The sequence below is a fragment of the Serratia sp. UGAL515B_01 genome, assembly GCF_033095805.1.
GTDB lineage: Bacteria > Pseudomonadota > Gammaproteobacteria > Enterobacterales > Enterobacteriaceae > Chania.
In genome coordinates this window covers 2,594,870-2,611,031 of record NZ_CP109901.1, presented here as the reverse complement: position 1 = coordinate 2,611,031, position 16,162 = coordinate 2,594,870, and the positions used below count along the sequence as shown (strand labels likewise).

16 protein-coding genes, 1 other RNA gene and 4 pseudogenes are annotated in these 16,162 nt (G+C 45.8%); 6 read left to right on the top strand and 15 right to left on the bottom strand.

Annotated elements, in window-relative coordinates; genetic code table 11:
- Nucleotides 1-7 precede the first annotated feature (7 nt).
- Nucleotides 8-713, bottom strand: a pseudogene (locus OK023_RS11700) (IS1 family transposase).
- Nucleotides 714-751: 38 nt separating this feature from the next.
- Here OK023_RS11700 and OK023_RS11695 point away from each other — a divergent pair.
- A pseudogene (locus OK023_RS11695) lies at nt 752-1,450 on the top strand (IS1 family transposase).
- 149 nt (nt 1,451-1,599) lie between these two features.
- On the opposite strand, the gene OK023_RS11690 reads toward OK023_RS11695, so the two are convergent.
- The 9 genes and pseudogenes from OK023_RS11690 to smpB all read right to left on the bottom strand — a co-directional run bounded on the left by OK023_RS11690 (nt 1,600) and on the right by smpB (nt 7,480).
- The gene (locus tag OK023_RS11690) at nt 1,600-2,397 is read right to left on the bottom strand and encodes an MltR family transcriptional regulator (protein WP_317692892.1); all 798 of its coding nucleotides are present in this window, start codon (nt 2,395-2,397) and stop codon (nt 1,600-1,602) included.
- A 199-nt stretch (nt 2,398-2,596) separates the two neighbouring features.
- Entirely contained in the window at nt 2,597-2,998 is a 402-nt protein-coding gene (locus OK023_RS11685; protein WP_317692891.1) for a hypothetical protein, read from the bottom strand.
- Between the two features lie 33 nt (nt 2,999-3,031).
- A complete protein-coding gene (locus OK023_RS11680) occupies nt 3,032-3,562 on the bottom strand; it encodes a YPO3983 family protein (RefSeq protein WP_317692890.1) in 531 nt (176 codons plus the stop codon).
- 334 nt (nt 3,563-3,896) lie between these two features.
- Nucleotides 3,897-4,592: an IS6 family transposase gene (locus OK023_RS11675; RefSeq protein ID WP_317692889.1), complete on the bottom strand. Its 696-nt coding sequence runs from the start codon at nt 4,590-4,592 to the stop codon at nt 3,897-3,899.
- A 384-nt stretch (nt 4,593-4,976) separates the two neighbouring features.
- Entirely contained in the window at nt 4,977-5,282 is a 306-nt protein-coding gene (locus OK023_RS11670) for a hypothetical protein (RefSeq protein ID WP_317692888.1), read from the bottom strand.
- A 418-nt stretch (nt 5,283-5,700) separates the two neighbouring features.
- Nucleotides 5,701-6,204, bottom strand: a pseudogene (locus tag OK023_RS11665) (primase-like DNA-binding domain-containing protein); the annotation flags it as partial.
- A pseudogene (locus OK023_RS11660) lies at nt 6,179-6,391 on the bottom strand (integrase arm-type DNA-binding domain-containing protein); the annotation flags it as partial. The pseudogenes OK023_RS11660 and OK023_RS11665, both read right to left, overlap by 26 nt.
- A 193-nt stretch (nt 6,392-6,584) precedes the next feature.
- Nucleotides 6,585-6,948: a transfer-messenger RNA gene (gene ssrA, locus OK023_RS11655) on the bottom strand.
- 49 nt (nt 6,949-6,997) lie between these two features.
- Nucleotides 6,998-7,480: an SsrA-binding protein SmpB gene (gene smpB, locus OK023_RS11650; protein WP_317692887.1), complete on the bottom strand. Its 483-nt coding sequence runs from the start codon at nt 7,478-7,480 to the stop codon at nt 6,998-7,000.
- 159 nt (nt 7,481-7,639) lie between these two features.
- Here smpB and OK023_RS11645 point away from each other — a divergent pair, with 159 nt between their 5' ends.
- On the top strand, nt 7,640-8,086 hold the full coding sequence (locus tag OK023_RS11645; protein WP_317692886.1) for a type II toxin-antitoxin system RatA family toxin: 447 nt from the start codon (nt 7,640-7,642) through the stop codon (nt 8,084-8,086).
- The gene (locus OK023_RS11640; RefSeq protein ID WP_317692885.1) at nt 8,067-8,351 is read left to right on the top strand and encodes an RnfH family protein; all 285 of its coding nucleotides are present in this window, start codon (nt 8,067-8,069) and stop codon (nt 8,349-8,351) included. Before OK023_RS11645 ends, OK023_RS11640 begins: the two co-directional genes overlap by 20 nt.
- Nucleotides 8,352-8,461: 110 nt before the next feature.
- On the opposite strand, the gene bamE is transcribed toward OK023_RS11640, so the two are convergent.
- The 3 genes from bamE to nadK form a co-directional block, all read right to left on the bottom strand.
- The gene (bamE, locus tag OK023_RS11635; RefSeq protein WP_317692884.1) at nt 8,462-8,800 is read right to left on the bottom strand and encodes an outer membrane protein assembly factor BamE; all 339 of its coding nucleotides are present in this window, start codon (nt 8,798-8,800) and stop codon (nt 8,462-8,464) included.
- A gap of 113 nt (nt 8,801-8,913) precedes the next feature.
- Complete coding sequence (gene recN, locus OK023_RS11630) at nt 8,914-10,575, bottom strand: DNA repair protein RecN (RefSeq protein WP_317692883.1); 1,662 nt, start codon at nt 10,573-10,575, stop codon at nt 8,914-8,916.
- Between the two features lie 86 nt (nt 10,576-10,661).
- Nucleotides 10,662-11,540, bottom strand: a complete 879-nt coding sequence (nadK, locus tag OK023_RS11625) for an NAD(+) kinase (RefSeq protein WP_317692882.1) — start codon at nt 11,538-11,540, stop codon at nt 10,662-10,664.
- A 124-nt stretch (nt 11,541-11,664) separates the two neighbouring features.
- On the opposite strand from nadK, the gene grpE reads away from it, so the two are divergent.
- Nucleotides 11,665-12,249 carry a nucleotide exchange factor GrpE gene (gene grpE, locus OK023_RS11620; protein WP_317692881.1) on the top strand — a complete coding sequence of 195 codons (585 nt, stop codon included), beginning with the start codon at nt 11,665-11,667 and terminating at the stop codon, nt 12,247-12,249.
- Between the two features lie 47 nt (nt 12,250-12,296).
- Here the strand turns inward: grpE and ung are convergent, their stop codons facing one another.
- A complete protein-coding gene (ung, locus tag OK023_RS11615; RefSeq protein WP_317692880.1) occupies nt 12,297-12,980 on the bottom strand; it encodes a uracil-DNA glycosylase in 684 nt (227 codons plus the stop codon).
- A 359-nt stretch (nt 12,981-13,339) separates the two neighbouring features.
- Between ung and grcA the strand changes: the two genes are divergently transcribed.
- A complete protein-coding gene (gene grcA, locus OK023_RS11610) occupies nt 13,340-13,723 on the top strand; it encodes an autonomous glycyl radical cofactor GrcA (RefSeq protein WP_317692879.1) in 384 nt (127 codons plus the stop codon).
- A gap of 235 nt (nt 13,724-13,958) precedes the next feature.
- Here grcA and srmB read toward each other — a convergent pair whose 3' ends face one another.
- The gene (srmB, locus tag OK023_RS11605; RefSeq protein ID WP_317692878.1) at nt 13,959-15,275 is read right to left on the bottom strand and encodes an ATP-dependent RNA helicase SrmB; all 1,317 of its coding nucleotides are present in this window, start codon (nt 15,273-15,275) and stop codon (nt 13,959-13,961) included.
- Nucleotides 15,276-15,406: 131 nt separating this feature from the next.
- On the opposite strand from srmB, the gene trmN reads away from it, so the two are divergent.
- Nucleotides 15,407-16,156 carry a tRNA(1)(Val) (adenine(37)-N(6))-methyltransferase TrmN gene (gene trmN / locus OK023_RS11600; protein ID WP_411569356.1) on the top strand — a complete coding sequence of 250 codons (750 nt, stop codon included), beginning with the start codon at nt 15,407-15,409 and terminating at the stop codon, nt 16,154-16,156.
- Nucleotides 16,157-16,162: the final 6 nt, after the last annotated feature.

Genomic DNA, 16,162 nt, shown 5'->3' with positions numbered 1-16,162 from the left:
CGCAGATTTATTGATAGTGATGAATAGTAAAATACCCACCGATGATCTTATCGTACATTTCGTCTGACTTCGAAAAGCAAAATGTTCTGCGGGTCAGTCGTTTGATATATGTACGAAGATTAAGATTATGTCATTCTATCCTTTGGGTATATTTCTTGCTCACCTCGTGGCTGGTTGCACTTAACAGGACCTTATAAACCGGCCAGGCATCTGTCATATAAAAGGCAATATTAAATTTGCTTAGCAGGGCCAGCAATCGTTGCAGAGTCGAGGCATTTCTCGGGCCGAAGACGTGGGCCAGAGCCCGTTTGCTGATACGGTCATCAGCGTAGAACAGCCACCGGGGATTGGCTTTACACCGCACGTAAGACCACTGTTGATCGGCTTCACCGCAGATAACAACTTCCGCTTTGGCGGTCGATATTCTCAGCTACCTGTTTTGGCAAAATTTTTTAAGGGTCTCAGAACCGTGTTGAGGCTGATGCCGAGACCCCGTGCGGTATCGCGACATCCGGAACCGTTCATCGCCATATTAACAATGCGTTGGGTGTGTTTGGTTTGGCACCAGAGTAGCTAAAGTTGAGCTGAAAGGTCTTTGAGCAGCGCTTGCAGATGTCACGTTGGGCACTGGATACTGAATGTCCTTTACATCGTACCCTCTGAGTTTCATTGCACTGAGGGCAGACGACATCAACTTTTGGGTCGTGACTCAGATTTAGTGTTGTTGTATTCTTTGCCCTTTGGATGATTGATGGCAAAGATTGATGTGGTTTGTCCCCGTTGCTCTGACACTCAGGGGGTTATCCGAAACGGCCATTCCCGTTCAGGATCGCAGCTCTATCGCTGTAAGCAGTGTCTGAAGACCTTCCAGCTCCACTATCGCTACAACGGAGCTAAACCCGATATCCATCAAACCCTTGTTGATATGGCGATGAACGGCTCCGGATGCCGTGATACGGCGAGGGTACTGCGGATAAGTCTCAACACCGTTCTCCGTCATCTAAAAAACTCGCACCGCATCAGGTAGCGCAAAACGTTGAGCCAGGGGGCAGAAGTCGTTATTTGCTGTGAAGCCGATGAGCAGTGGTCGTATGTCCGCCGTAAAGGCAATCCACGCTGGCTGTTTTATGCCTATGTTCGTATCCGAAAGCGCGTCATCGCCCACGTATTTGGCCCGCGCAATGCACTGACACTCCAGCGTCTTCTGGTTTTGCTGGACCCGTTTACCCTCGCCTTCTACATGACAGATGCCTGGCCGGTATACCGGACTTTATTGTCTTCAACCAGCCATGTTATCAGCAAGAAATACACGCAGCGGATTGAGCGACATAATCTGAACTTGCGGACCCATCTTAAGCGGCTTACCCGCAAGACCATTTGTTTCTCAAAGTCAGAAGAGATGCACGATAAGATCATCGGATGGTATCTGACAATCAACCACTACCACTAAATCTGCGTCACGACCAAAGATATTCTCTCTAAATGCCTTAATACTAAAACTGATAACCATTGGTGTAAGTACTAATTTGGTAATGAATATTTTTAAAGTAAAGTCAATAAAACACTACCCATTAACATATAGATTAATGGGTGATGTTTTTATTTTGCTCTATCTTTGTTTTTTTCAATAAACTCTGCTTGCTCTATAATGCTCTCTATTTCTTGCTTTATCTTAATGCTTTCTAATAATTCATTATTGAAAGACTCTGAACTTTCATCACTAAAATTAACCAATACTCTTCTGTTACATAATTCTCTAGCCTTGTGCAAGGTGAATTTCCTTAGTTCACTGTTGTCTGATAGTAAATCTTTCTTAATATCTTCAATACTTTTCCATATATGTTCAATCTGAGATGTATAATCTCTAGTGCTGAATCCAGAGACAAGATGTGTTCCTATCAACTTAACTTTTTGATTTTTTTTCACTATTTGAGAAGAAATAACCCTCAATTCAATTAGCAACGAACTTATGGACGTTCTTACTTTTTTTAACTCGGAATCAGGAAATTCAAAGTTCAAGCTACTATAATTAAGTTTTGATATCTGTTGCGATATATCTTTATCAGAAAATGATACCTTCTCCCAAGTATGAGAGAATTTGTTTCTTATTTTCCTGAGAATTTCCAAATCAGAATATTGCTTTTCCGTTATTAGCCCAAGAGAATAGCAAGCTTTAATTCTAGAGGAAAAAGTACCTAATGGAGAGTTAAAACCCTCAAGTAATTGTTTTGATGCTTTATTGTCTAACATAAAGTTAGATAGTATTATCCTCAAGGAATCTTCGGAGAAAGCTGATAATGATAATATCAAACCTCTTTCATCAAGACTATCTAAATAAGAGGTCAGCCTATTTAGACTTCCAAACTCTTCATTATTCATCGCTTCAGCGTTTCCCATGCCCTCTCCATATATAATAATTAATATTAAAAAGTAATCAATATATATGCTAGTAGTTAATTTTTCAACCAAAGAGCGAAAAAACATGCTTAGAATGTGTTGTTAAGTTAATATCCCTTTGTAATCAATGTGTTATTCTGTTTCTTAAATAAGAATCTCTTTATATAATTGTTAGCCATGTACCGTATGTGAAATGTTTTTATATAAAAATATAATACTTTCCATCTACTTTCTCCAATTTATTTCCCTTCACTAATGATGCCAATGCTACCTTCAGCACCTTGTTTAATACCTTTACTTCATCATCTACTATAGATTTGACTGTTGCTATCTCTTGTAATAATTCATCATAATCCATACTCTTAATTCGTACAGTTTCTAATACCAATTTACTTAACTCCCCACGTGCAAATAATTTATTGTTTTTATATACTCGTTTACCTCCTAACTTCCGTAAATCAATGTCATTATCGAAAATCTTTAACGCTACATCCAACGCAGATACCTGTTCTTCTAATAACTTGATCTCTTTCTGCTTTAATTCAATAATACCTACCAACTCACTACGCTTACTCAGTATCCCAGAGACTACATGACTCATAAATCCCTCCAACTATCTGTTAATATTGAAGTATTATACAGGGATAGGGCGGAAAATTATTGTGCTACTGGTGCATAATGCCGCCTTTTTCAGCAGTAAATACGTACTATTGTCTGAGCTGTCATCAAGTATTTGCTCTTTTAAGGCTGCATTTAACAACATATCCCTAAACGGCACACCATTACCTTTCTGCATATGGTCAATCATCTTTCCGATAAGTTTCTGGTAGGGACCGTAAAAAGAAACTTGCTTTGAGAGGCTACGAAACTCATCAAAAAGGATATTCGCGCATTCCTGCCGTGTTATCTTCTTGCTTTCCAGATCCGTATCAGCTTCAAAGCCATAACCATAAGATCGGAGTTTTAGCTGTTTAGCCAACGTTAGGGTGTACGGGGTAACCTTGCTGGACACAGCATTCAGTTTAAAATCATTTTTTAACTGCGTTTCGCTGAGATCACCACACCGCATATCATCAGCACCGTAATCATCCATGCGTCTTTGCGTTCTGAATACAGTACAAGGAAAGCGCAACGCTTCTACAGTTGATTGGGCGGTTTCCAACATAGAAAATTCCTTTTTGTTGTTAACGGCTTCCCATCTTCCAAATCAGACCAAGGGTTTAACTTAAACTGGGCTGTGGGAATGACTAGAAATGGAGTTTTATCAGGATATTATAATAAAAAAATAGTTCAAGTTGCAGGAAGGTAAAGAAATTGTACATGCAGCTCGAAGTATGAAAATTATATACCTGCATCCATCCAATGCAAGAATATTCAATCTTTCCATCAACGCCTTGTGATAAGAACTACTGAAGGGCTAATGGTGTGCTTAACCCATTAAATTAAAGGTTCCGTGGCATTAACGACAGTGGGTCAGCAGAAGTTGCGCTGCCTGTTTTTCAGGCAGCCAACAAATAGAATTGTTCCGCTGGCGATAAACTCCCTCCAGCCGGAGGCTGATATTGTCCTTTGCGTATCATGTGGATCAATTCTATACCCGCCAACACGGTCTGTGCCCGTAGAAAGGATTTGAATCCCAGCATCGGTCGACTTCGGCATTTGATGTTCCTATGGTCTTGCTCAATCAGGTTGTTCAGATACTTGCTCTGCCTGATGGTAATCGCTTCCTCATCAGGTTTGTCGGCGTTGAGTGTGGCGAAAGCCGCGGTGTTGGCACCATTTTTATCAAGGGTCACGACCTCCGGTTCGCCGTGATGACGAATGGCCTTGCGAAAAAAGCGCAAGGCGGCTGCCGCATCCCGTTTGGCCGTCAGCAGGAAGTTGATGGTCTGGCCTGAAGTATCCACCGCGCGGTACAGATATTTCCACTGGCCTTTGACTTTGATATCGGTTTCATCCATTCGCCACCGCCGACCCACTGTGCGCTTATGTCGGCGAAAGGCCTTATCAAGCAAGGGCACCAGACGGATAACCCTGCGATGAAGCGTGGAATGGTCAACGGCAATACCGCGCTCGGCCATCATTTCTTCCAGGTTGCGTAAACTCAGTGAGTAAGCCAAATACCAGCGTACACACTGAGCGATAATATCGACGGGATAATGCAGGCGACAGAAGGCTTTTCGGATAAGAGACATGAGCAGGCAACATCGTAAAAAAAACAGCATATTACCTGACCAAGCCTTAATGCGACACAACCGCCTAAAAGGTTCGGATTTAATTAGTTCTCTTCGGACTTCGCGGGACAAATTTAAGGCACAAAAAAGCCCGCAGGGCTTGCGCCATGCGGGCTTCTAGGAATTCGTTGGCGGTTGGGAATCTGAATAAAATGATTAGTTGATTGTATTTATTGATAAAAATTGAATTCAGATTTGTCGTGTATACCTAAACGTATACCAATGCGGAAAAGTGATGGTCTTGTGCGACTGATTTTTAAACAAATATCTCTGTGCATGAATGCGTAGGAAAAACCATCAGGAGCATTGCTGGAATGGTAACCCCTTCATGCTGATGCACATAGTTTAATTAGTAAAACTTCCAGATTGGAAAATAACTTTTTGCTTGTAATTCGTTTCTTCTATGACGCGATAAACACTACCTGACTTGCTTGCAAGAATGTTATTAACTGCCATTGATGCACAGTTTTTCTCATAAGCTATTTGACAATCAGCCTTATCGAAGAAGCGGCGTAGATAATGTTTTATTTGTTCAATAACCACTTGGTGGGGGCACTTGATATAAAAAGTGACATTATCCACCTGATCGGTCATTTCACGATACAGATCTGCAATGAAGTAGGTATCTGTAAGTTGTGATGATTTGAACACCAGAATGTCGCCAGTCCCTACCGCAATATCGTCAAAGTAGTAATCGCATAGACCACAGAGATTAAGATTGATGTGTATGGCTTCCAGCGCTGCTTTTAAATCGGCATTGGGGAAGAAAGGGCCGTACTCGTCAGGGCAACATGTTCAGTCAGTCATAGAGACACAGACAGTAAAAACTGTGCTTGGTATTTGTGCTGTCATCATCAATCCTTGGGGATGGGACGTTAATATTACGTTACGGTAAAACTGCCAAGAAAAAAAGATTTATAGAAAAACTAGTCATACTGTTCACCGAGTTGTTTTATCCAGTAAATTCATATTTTTACGTCGTGAAGGGTCTGTGAACAGTGAACACTTTACTGTTCATTTTTGATGATTGGCAGGCAAAAAAAGACCGGCAAGCGCCGGTCTGGGTAGGTTAGTTCGCGGTGGGGGCATCACATTTTGGCAGCCAGTCGGCGTTGCTTTCCTCCCTGAGCGCAAGATTGGTCTGCATCCCCTGATTAGTCCGTCGCTTCTCGTAATTCAGCCCGTACTCTTTCAGCATGGCCGACAGCACCTTACCGAACATGGTCAGGCTGAGGGTGTTTTTATAGCCGTGGGCCTCCATATAGACCAGATAGGCGTGGTACAGGTAAACACGCGGCTGGCGCGGGATAATGTTGCCGTTCCCCATATACATTCCATCAGGCCTCGGTAACGTCTCCAGATAACCGCAAAAATCAAAGGCCGGGTCGGCATCACGCTTGATACTGAGCGCCTCATCGGAGTTCTGCTGCGACTGGAGTAGCGTGCGGGCGTTCATCGGGTCGCTGAACCGCTGCATAAGCTGGCGCACAATCACAGCCAACTCACGGGCGATTTTGTCCTTAAGTTGCGGGTCGCGCTCCTCAGGGGCTATCTGCTCGGGAAAGTGCAGGATATGCGCCAAGGCCGATCATGGTGCGTGAACTGGTGCCAGGGCGAAGGTAACGGAAACGCCAGAGTTTCTTTCCAGAGGTTTTTACTAACAGGAACAAGCCGTCACCGTCGTGTAGGGTGAGGTCTTTATCGGTGGTTTTGGCTTTTTGTACTTCGGTATGTGTGAGGGGGCGTGTAGTGCGCGCCATGCGTAGATTCTTCCGTCTATTGGTATACGTCATTGGCATACATTTTAGCGTATACCTAAACGTATACCAATAAGCACCGGATTCAGCCGGACATGCTCGGATTGTTACAGACACAAAAAAGCCCGCAAACCTAGGTGGGATGCGGGCTTTCCGTACTTCTCCGGACTTATCTGGTAATACCCGGATCATCATTTGGTGGAGCTGGGGGGATTTGAACCCCCGTCCGAAATTACTACACCGTCGGCACTACATGCTTAGTCCAATCTTTACATTCGCCTGCCAGCTGCGGATGGACACGCTACTAACAAACTAGCCTGATTAGGTTTAACGCTTCAGCCCCAGGCAAGGCATCCACGCGATCTCTTTTAGTTTTGACCTCTCTTGATCCCCGTCCTAAGAGCGGAGGCTAGGGAGAGAGGGCTCTGAGCAGGTTATTAAGCTGCTAGTGCGTAGTTTTCGTCGTTTGCGACTATTTTTTTGCGGCTTTTAACGAGGCCAACCGCCCCTCGGCATGCTCCTTGGGCTTCGCAAATCCCGTCGAATCCAGAATCAGCCCCAAGTAACTTTGTGCAGTATACCAGAAGGATAACCTGTTAAGCCAGCAACTTAACGATTGGCATGCTTCATGATACGAGCTTTCGCTGTCTGCCACTCGCGATCTTTAATGTCATCGCGTTTATCGTGTTCTTTTTTACCTTTGGCAACACCAATTTTCACTTTGCTCCAGGCATTTTTCCAATACATGGAAAGCGCGACTACGGTGTAACCTTCGCGGTTAACGCGGCCAAGCAGTGAGTCCAGCTCACGTTTTTTTAGCAGCAGTTTGCGGGAACGTGTCGGATCGCATACAACATGAGTTGAAGCGACGTTCAACGGCGAAATAGTAGCGCCAAACAGATAGGCTTCTCCGTCGCGGAACATCACATAACTGTCGCTGATGTTAGCTTTGCCAGCACGTAGTGATTTTACTTCCCAACCTTGCAGAGCCAACCCCGCCTCGATCTCTTCTTCAATGAAGTATTCGAAACGTGCTCGCTTGTTTTGTGCAATGGTAGCGGAACCGGGTTTGTATGCTTTTTTCTTTGTCATAGTCTGTTCATTATACTGGATGCCGCCACGAAAGAAATCCTTTCCCGTTCAGCACCTGCGCAATTTTTCGTATTTTTATCTGTCAAATGAATAGCAGATTTTTGTCTGAAGACAGATAAATGGTATTATCTATACGTTTTATGCCTCTCAGGAAATGATATGCCCCAGATCCATCGGTCTGCATTGGTGCCTTTTAGCGCCGAGCAGATGTACCAGTTGGTTAATGATGTTAATTCTTACCCCGAGTTTTTGCCTGGTTGTACTGGCAGCAGGGTGCTTACCTCTACCCCTAACGAAATGACAGCCGCTGTTGAAGTGGCTAAAGCTGGTATCAGTAAAACTTTCACCACGCGTAATACTTTGCTTAATAACCAAAGTATTAATATGCAATTGGTTGATGGTCCGTTTCGTAAACTGATGGGGGGATGGCAGTTTACCGCGTTAAGTCCAGAAGCGTGTAAGATTGAATTTCATCTGGATTTTGAGTTTACCAATAAGCTTATCGAACTTGCCTTTGGTAAAATTTTTAAAGAGCTTGCGGGCAGTATGGTGCAAGCCTTCACTCAGAGAGCAAAAGAGGTCTACAGTGTCTGTAATACGCGTTGAAGTTGTCTACGCGTTACCGGAACGTCAGTATGTTCGCCAAGTCCAATTGGCCGAAGGATGTAGCGTTGAGCAGGCCATAAAGGTTTCAGGTCTGTTAGAGTTGCGTAGAGATATCGATTTAGCCAATAACAAAGTGGGTATCTACAGTAGGCCAGCCAAACTGGACGATCTGTTAGCTGATGGTGATAGAGTAGAAATTTACCGGCCATTAAGCGCTGACCCTAAAGAGTTACGCCGTCAGCGAGCGGAAAAGGCAAAAAAATAAGGCGCTCAATGCGCCTTATTTCATAAGAAAACCCTCTCCCGAGTTGCAGCCTTTGACTGTCATGAAGAGTTCTATATATCCCCACGGGCCGGAAGACCGTTCCTGTAAGGCTAGTTATCCAGCGTTTGTTTGTTCTGTATATCGGTTAAAACACCAGAACTGTCGAATGTCAGAGTCAGCGTTTGCTGAGTGATCTTTTCGTGGCCTGGCTGTTGGCGGAAAACATAGAACCATGTCTGAGTACCAAATGGATCTTGCATCATTGGTGTACCCAATGTGTAAGCAACCTGCTGTTGTGTCATCCCTTTGTGGATTTTCGCCACGTCGGTTGGGGTCAGGTAGTTACCCTGATTGATATCAGGCCGGTAAACCAATTTCTCAAAAGTAGAACAGCCTGCAGTCAGCATCACAACAACCACAGCAGCAGCTGCCAGTATTTTACAGCGCATAGTAATCATATTCCTTTAGGGCATAGGGTACCGATGATAATAGACCTTGCAGCAGTTGGGAACCTTTACAGGGCTTCAATATGACCTCAAGGAAGCAAAAAAGTTGTTCTTTTTTATGCGGCAAGCAGTTCTTTTGCATTTGCCAACGTATTTTTAGTCACTTCACTGCCACCAAGAAGGCGTGCCAGCTCATGCAATCGAGCACGTTTGTCTAATGGTAACATTTGTGTTTCGGTTTCTGTGCCATCGGTTTGTTTGCTAACAAAGAAATGCTGGTGACCACAACCCGCAACCTGCGGTAAGTGGGTAACACACATAACCTGGGTTGATTCACCTAACTGACGCAACAGGCCCCCGACAATAGCGGCTGTTGGACCACTGATGCCAACGTCAACTTCGTCGAAGATAAGCGCTGGGGTTTCCATTTTTCGTGCGGTGATCACCTGAATGGCCAACGCAATACGGGAAAGTTCGCCACCAGATGCGACCTTTGCCAGAGATTGTAACGGTTGCCCAGGGTTGGTTGAAACGCAGAACTCTACGCGGCTGGCGCCCTCACTGCTTAAATGTTCTGGTTCAAAACGCACGTCGATATTGAATTTACCGTGTGGCATGGAGAGGGCGTTCATACTTTCAGTAATCAGTGTTGTTAACTCAGCTGCGTAATGTTGCCGCTTTTGATGAAGTTTTTCTGCAAGACTTAACGCGTGTTGGTGATGCCGTGTGACAGCTTCCGTCAAATGTTGGTGATCGTTTTCTTGCTGGGAAAGAAGTTGCTGCTCTACCAACAGTTGCTGATGAAGGTGAGGTAGTTCTTCTGGTGACACATGATGCTTGCGTGCCAGGCTGATTTGGCGCGATAAACGTTGTTCCAGTTCATACAGACGGTTTGGGTCGAGATCCATGCGGTCTGCGTAATGACGTAACTCATCACTGGCCTCACTGATTTGGATCGACGCTTCTTCAAGCATATCCAGCAGTCCGCTCAGATTTTCATCCATACTCACAAGCTCAGCCAACAGGTGCTTGGCGCTATAGAGTTGGCTGAGCATGTTGTGTTCATCGTTGTCTGCCAGGAGTTGTAGAGCTTGCTGGCTGATAGTCAATAATTGGCCGCTGTTGGCAAGACGTTTGTACTCTGCGTCAATTTGTTCGAATTCACCAGCCTGTGGAGCGAATTCATTTAACTCTTTCAACTGATACTGCAACAGTTGTTTACGGGCATCACGTTCGATGGATTGTTGTTGATGATGCGCTAACTCTCTGCAGCTCTGGTGCCATTGTTGATAAGCCTGGTGCATGGATGTTTGCAAGGTAGGTTGACTTGCATAGGCATCCAGCAACTGTTTTTGGTGTTCGGGTTTTAGCAACAACTGATGAGCGTGCTGGCCGTGGATTTGGATCAAGTGTTGGCCAAGTTCACGCAGCTGAGAAAGAGGAACGGCTGTACCGTTGATAAAACCACGAGAGCGGCCATCTGCGCCAATCACCCGGCGCAAGAGGCATTCATTGCTATCGTCTAGCTGATTGTGCTCTAGCCATGCGCGAGCGGAAGGGGTATCTGTCAGTGAGAAACGGGCACAAATATCGGCTCGTGTGGCACCAAGGCGAACGACATTACCGTCTGCACGGTTGCCAAGGCATAGACCCAAAGCATCAATGGCAATCGATTTACCGGCACCCGTTTCACCGGTAATCGCTGTCATACCAGGTTGAAAGTCGATCTCCAACTCACGAACGATAGCAAAATTGCTGATGGTTAACTGTGCCAGCATAGTGTTTTCCCTGTTTATAAATACATTACTGTAATTTAATACAGTATAAACTGGTTTTATACACAGTAAAGTGGCTGGCACCATTTTTAGAATAATTTTTTTGACCACCCTAATTTGCTACTTAATGTATTGAAATAGCTATAGTCCTTCGGATGAATCAAATTCAGATAGAAATCACTGCGCCGAATCAGTACTTCTTCCCCGTCCTGAATAGGCAGTGCTATTTGACTATCACAACTAATTTCAAGGTCACTGCCAGTACGGGAAAATTTTAATCGAATGGTACTGTCGCCATTGATTACCAGTGGCCTTGCGGAAAGTGTATGCGGGAACATCGGTACTAGAGCAATGGCCTCCAAGGAGGGCGTTAATATTGGTCCGCCTGCGGAAAGTGAATAGGCGGTTGAGCCTGTAGGTGTGGCAATAATCAAGCCATCTGAACGTTGGGAAAAAGCGAAACTATCGTCAATGTAGACTTCGAATTCGATCATGTGTGCTACCTTGCCAGGGTGCAAAACAACCTCGTTGATTGCCGTGCTGACACGACACTGTTGATGCTCCTTATGAACGATAGTTTCCAGTAGAAAACGCTTCTCGTCGATATACTCGCCTTCAAGAACGTCTGCCAACTGCTGGAGAGCATTATCTGGATCAAGGTCGGTCAGAAAGCCCAGATTGCCACGGTTAACCCCAATAACCTTAATATCATAGCGCGCCAGTACGCGTGCAGCGCCAAGCATATTGCCATCACCACCGACAACAACGGCCAGATCGGCTTGTTGACCAATTTCTGCCAGGCTACCTGTTCTCACATCCTTCAAGCCAAGCTCATGGGCAATTTGGTTTTCAAGGATCACCGGATAACCGCGTGCGACTAACCACTCAAATAACATCTCATGTGTTGCCAGAGCAGAAGGGTGGCGCGGGTGTCCAACTATGCCAATACAGGCAAATTTTTTCTTCATTGCTGTGTTTTTCCTCACTGGGGGCGCTTTATGCCCCACATTGTGACTGCTCGACTTGAAACCCCGATTTTGATCCCCATAATAAGCGAAGTTGCGAGATTAATGCTAAAACGCGGAGATATTCATGAGTAGTAAAGAACAGAAGACGCCAAACGAGCAAGTCTCGGAAGAAATGGAACAGCAAGCACAGCGCGCGGAAGCAACGCCAGAGTTAGCGGAAAGTGTCGATCTGCGCGATGAACGCATTGCCGAACTGGAAACCCAACTGGTCGAAGCTCAGCAACGTGAACGCGATAGTTTGCTGCGTTCCAAGGCCGAAATGGAAAACGTCCGCCGCCGCAGTGAGCTTGATGTCGAAAAAGCACACAAGTTTGCGTTGGAGAAATTCTCTGGCGATCTGTTGCCAGTAATCGACAACCTTGAGCGTGCACTTGAGTTGGCGGACAAGAACAACCCTGAACTGGTTTCAATGATCGAAGGTGTTGAACTGACACTCAAATCGTTGCTTGATGCTGTTCGCAAGTATGGTATCGAAGTGGTCGGCGATACCCATGTGCCTTTTAACCCTGATGTTCATGAGGCCATGAGCATGATGGAATCTGCCGAACATCAGCCAAACCACGTAATGATGGTTATGCAGAAGGGCTATACCTTGAATGGCCGTTTACTTCGCCCAGCGATGGTTGCGGTATCTAAAGCGAAGTCCTGATTAGGCTTAGCGAATAAAAGGCACTTTCCAGTGCCTTTTGAGTCATATCACTCCTGTGGCAATCTTGGCACCCAGTCTATTGGGGTCAATCCTTGTCGTTCAAGCAACTGGTTAGCCTGAGAAAAGTGCTGGCATCCGAAAAAGCCGCGATGTGCCGAGAGCGGTGACGGGTGTGGTGATTTCAGCACGTGATGTCGATGGCGATCGATAAAATTCCCTTTCTTTTGCGCATGTGAACCCCAAAGCAGGAATACGACTCCTTCACGGTTTTCATTTAGTGCGGCTATAACACTGTCGGTGAAGGTTTCCCAACCTAGATTGGCATGAGAGTGTGCCCTACCAGCTTCTACCGTTAACACTGTATTGAGCAGCAGAACGCCTTGCTCAGCCCAACTTTGCAGGCAACCGTGGCTGGGGCGCTCAAAGCCAGGGATATCTGTCACCAACTCTTTATACATATTGACCAGTGAAGGTGGAGCTGGGATTCCCGGACGCACAGAAAATGACAGGCCGTGAGCCTGATTAGGGCCGTGATAAGGATCTTGACCGAGTATCACCACTTTGACATCCATAAACTCGGTAAAACGGAAGGCATTAAAGACGTCTTTCTGTGGTGGGTAAATGGTCTTACCAGATTGACGTTCTGCGGCAACAAAGGCGAGCGTATCAAGAAAATAGGGCTGCTCTTTCTCTTTGCCAATAACGTCATGCCAGGTGAGAGGGGTGGACATAAACGCTCTCCTTTGTTTTTTTTAGCATTTCATTACGTATAGCTTACCGTTAACTATCGTTCGACGAAACCTACTTCTGTGGTCAATCAACTAAAGCACTATTGGCACTTAATATAAATTTTTTTGAAAATTTACAAAAATATTTTTAAGTCATCAGAATGAGAAAATTGATGTAAAACATAAATTTGCCTTTGAAGGCTAAAAAAACGCACCTAGAAAATTGACTTCAATCAAAGAATCGACCAGTTCACACTGGTATACAGAACAACAAGATAGCATTGGTTTTACCAAATAGCCGGAACACCAACTGGGTTTTCGGTGATGTAGAGATTTTTCTTCCCTATTACGGAGGTAACAAAATGATTACAGGTATTCAAATTACTAAAGCGAACAACCAAGCACTGGTGAACTCTTTCTGGTTGCTGGATCAAGAGAAGTCAGAAGCGCGTTGTGTATGTGCCAAAGCGGACTATGCAGAAGATCAAATCGTACCTGTCAGTGAGTTGGGGCAGATCGAATACCGTGAAGTACCCATGGAAATGCAGCCTACCGTTCGTGTAGAAGGGGGTCAGCATCTGAATGTGAACGTACTGCGCCGTGAAACTCTGGAAGATGCTGTTAATAATCCAGAAAAATATCCGCAGTTGACTATTCGCGTTTCTGGCTATGCGGTACGTTTCAACTCACTGACGCCTGAGCAGCAGCGTGATGTGATCGCTCGTACCTTTACAGAAAGCCTGTAATCACGAGCCAGCTTAAAAGTTCCCTTCAGATTATCCAAGAGCCTCACTTTATTGCTGGGGTTCTTTTTTGGGGTGTCTATCACCAATTATGCCACGAGGTATTGCTAACGACTTTATTACATGATCTGGCTGAATTGGTTGATGTGGTTCAACCGGTCAAAATAGTGAAAAGTCCTGGCGAGTTGCCAGGACTTTGCGGGTAGTATGAAGAGATGATTTTCGGAGGCTGAAGGGATTACTCAGTGCCGGGTTTGGCATTCGGCTGGCGACGTTTGCCGACGTTTTTTGCATCACGGTGGCGAACCTTCACTTTAGCCTTTTCTTTACTTTTCATTTTGTCTTCAGCGCGTTTGGCCATCACTTTCTTCGAAGGCTTACCATTACTCTTTTCGCTTGGGACTTTTGTCGTTGGGCGCAGTTCGTCAATTACTCGTGCTTTCAGTGGTTCATTGAGGTAACGCCCCACTTTTCCTAGCAGCAGATGATCGTGTGCCTCAACCAGAGAAATTGCTGTCCCCTTACGCCCGGCACGGCCTGTACGGCCAATTCGGTGCAGGTAGGTATCTGCTGTGCGTGGCATGTCGAAGTTGAATACGTGGGTAATATCCAAAATGTCCAATCCGCGAGCAGCGACGTCTGTGGCAACCAGTACGTTTACTCGACCATCCATCATGCGTTTTACGGCTTCATTGCGCTTGGCCTGCACCATTTCGCCTTCAAGATAGCAAGTGTTGATACCCGCTTCGCGCAACCAGGCTGCTAATTCATGCACGCGCTCGCGTTTGCGGACAAAAATTACCGACTTCTGTACATCCGGTTGTTTAAGCAGGTGGACCAGGAGGGCGGTTTTATGCTTTACATCATCAGCCCGATAGTACCATTGGAGAATTTTTTTACGCTCGCGACGTGATGGATCGGCTTCAACCTCAACCGGGTCTTTCAAGATTCGCTCGGCGAACTCGCGGATGGCTTCACCTTCCAGCGTGGCGGAGAACAGTAAAGTTTGTGTGCGCCAGCGCGTTTCGGCAGAGATTGTTTCGATATCCTGTGCAAAGCCCATATCGAGCATGCGGTCGGCTTCGTCAAGGATCAATGTTTCAACGGCGCGGCAGTCAAAGTTTTCTTCTTTGATGTATTGAAGCAAACGGCCGGTCGTGGCAACGACCACATCCTGGTTCTCGCTGAACACTTCGGCATGGTTCATATAAGCCACCCCGCCGGTGATAGTGGCAATATCCAGCGAGGTATGCGCAGCCAATTCACGCGCCTGATCGGCCACCTGCATTGCCAGTTCACGTGTTGGAGTGAGGATCAGTACACGTGGTGGGCCAGACTTCTTACGTGGAAAATCCAGCAGATGCTGTAATACAGGGAGCAAGAAAGCGGCCGTCTTGCCAGTGCCGGTTGGCGCCGAACCTAATACGTCACGCCCATCCATTGCCGGCGGGATCGCTTCGGCCTGAATAGCCGTGGGTCGATCATAGCCTTTGTCACGTAGTGCAGTGATCAGACGTTCATCGAGTTCGAGTTCGGAAAAATTGCTTGCTGTCATGGTCTACCTCTACTTGGGGCACCGATTATAGACGGGTTAGCTTCAGGCTTCACCTTTTTTAAAGAAAGCATCGCTTTTCCCCTGAATCAGATTGCCTTATGCTACGCCAGTTTTGTTTTCAGGTGGTCATTGTGAGTAATCAATCCAGCATTAAACCGAAAATGCGTCGTGGCGGTTTTACTTTTAAACAGTTCTTTGTTGCCCACGATCGTTGCGCCATGAAAGTGGGGACCGACGGCGTGCTTCTCGGCGCATGGGTTGCAGTGGAGGGTAAGCAACGAATGCTGGACATTGGATGTGGCAGTGGGCTGATCGCTCTGATGTTAGCCCAGCGCTCGGCAATGGGAGCGCTCATCGATGCCGTTGAACTTGACAGTGATGCTGCCGCTCAAGCACGGGAAAATGTCCAGGAGTCACGCTGGCGGCAAAAAATTCAGGTACATCATCAAGATATTCACCTTTTTGCTCAGCAGCATGCGCATTGTTATGATCTGATTGTCAGTAATCCCCCTTATTTTGAACCGGCTGTTGCCTGCCGCGATCTGGCACGAACCAACGCGCGTTATACGGAAACGCTGACTCACGATGCCTTACTGAATTGCGCTGAACGGCTGATAACGGAGAATGGTCATTTTTGTGTGGTTTTACCTTACGAGATCGGTAAAGCATTTGAAGTGAACGCGCATCAACGTGGTTGGCACACTTCTCGACGGTTGAATATCAGCGATCGTGCTGATACGCCAAAACATCGTCTTTTGCTGGCATTGACGCAGGGAGGGGGGAGGCATAAAGAAGAGGCTGAGTTAGCGATTAAACTGGCCGACGGTAGTTACACCGCCGACTTCTGCCAGTTAATCACGGACTTTTACTTGAACTACTGAGTTTGT

Bases quoted from the DNA above. Each gene is read 5' to 3' on its own strand.
- OK023_RS11690 (WP_317692892.1), bottom strand. From the start codon at position 2,397: ATGGGAAACGCTGAAGCGATGAATAATGAAGAGTTTGGAAGTCTAAAT.
- OK023_RS11685 (WP_317692891.1), bottom strand. From the start codon at position 2,998: ATGAGTCATGTAGTCTCTGGGATACTGAGTAAGCGTAGTGAGTTGGTA.
- OK023_RS11680 (WP_317692890.1), bottom strand. From the start codon at position 3,562: ATGTTGGAAACCGCCCAATCAACTGTAGAAGCGTTGCGCTTTCCTTGT.
- OK023_RS11675 (WP_317692889.1), bottom strand. From the start codon at position 4,592: ATGTCTCTTATCCGAAAAGCCTTCTGTCGCCTGCATTATCCCGTCGAT.
- smpB (WP_317692887.1), bottom strand. From the start codon at position 7,480: ATGACAAAGAAAAAAGCATACAAACCCGGTTCCGCTACCATTGCACAA.
- OK023_RS11645 (WP_317692886.1), top strand. From the start codon at position 7,640: ATGCCCCAGATCCATCGGTCTGCATTGGTGCCTTTTAGCGCCGAGCAG.
- bamE (WP_317692884.1), bottom strand. From the start codon at position 8,800: ATGCGCTGTAAAATACTGGCAGCTGCTGCTGTGGTTGTTGTGATGCTG.
- recN (WP_317692883.1), bottom strand. From the start codon at position 10,575: ATGCTGGCACAGTTAACCATCAGCAATTTTGCTATCGTTCGTGAGTTG.
- nadK (WP_317692882.1), bottom strand. From the start codon at position 11,540: ATGAAGAAAAAATTTGCCTGTATTGGCATAGTTGGACACCCGCGCCAC.
- grpE (WP_317692881.1), top strand. From the start codon at position 11,665: ATGAGTAGTAAAGAACAGAAGACGCCAAACGAGCAAGTCTCGGAAGAA.
- ung (WP_317692880.1), bottom strand. From the start codon at position 12,980: ATGTCCACCCCTCTCACCTGGCATGACGTTATTGGCAAAGAGAAAGAG.
- grcA (WP_317692879.1), top strand. From the start codon at position 13,340: ATGATTACAGGTATTCAAATTACTAAAGCGAACAACCAAGCACTGGTG.
- srmB (WP_317692878.1), bottom strand. From the start codon at position 15,275: ATGACAGCAAGCAATTTTTCCGAACTCGAACTCGATGAACGTCTGATC.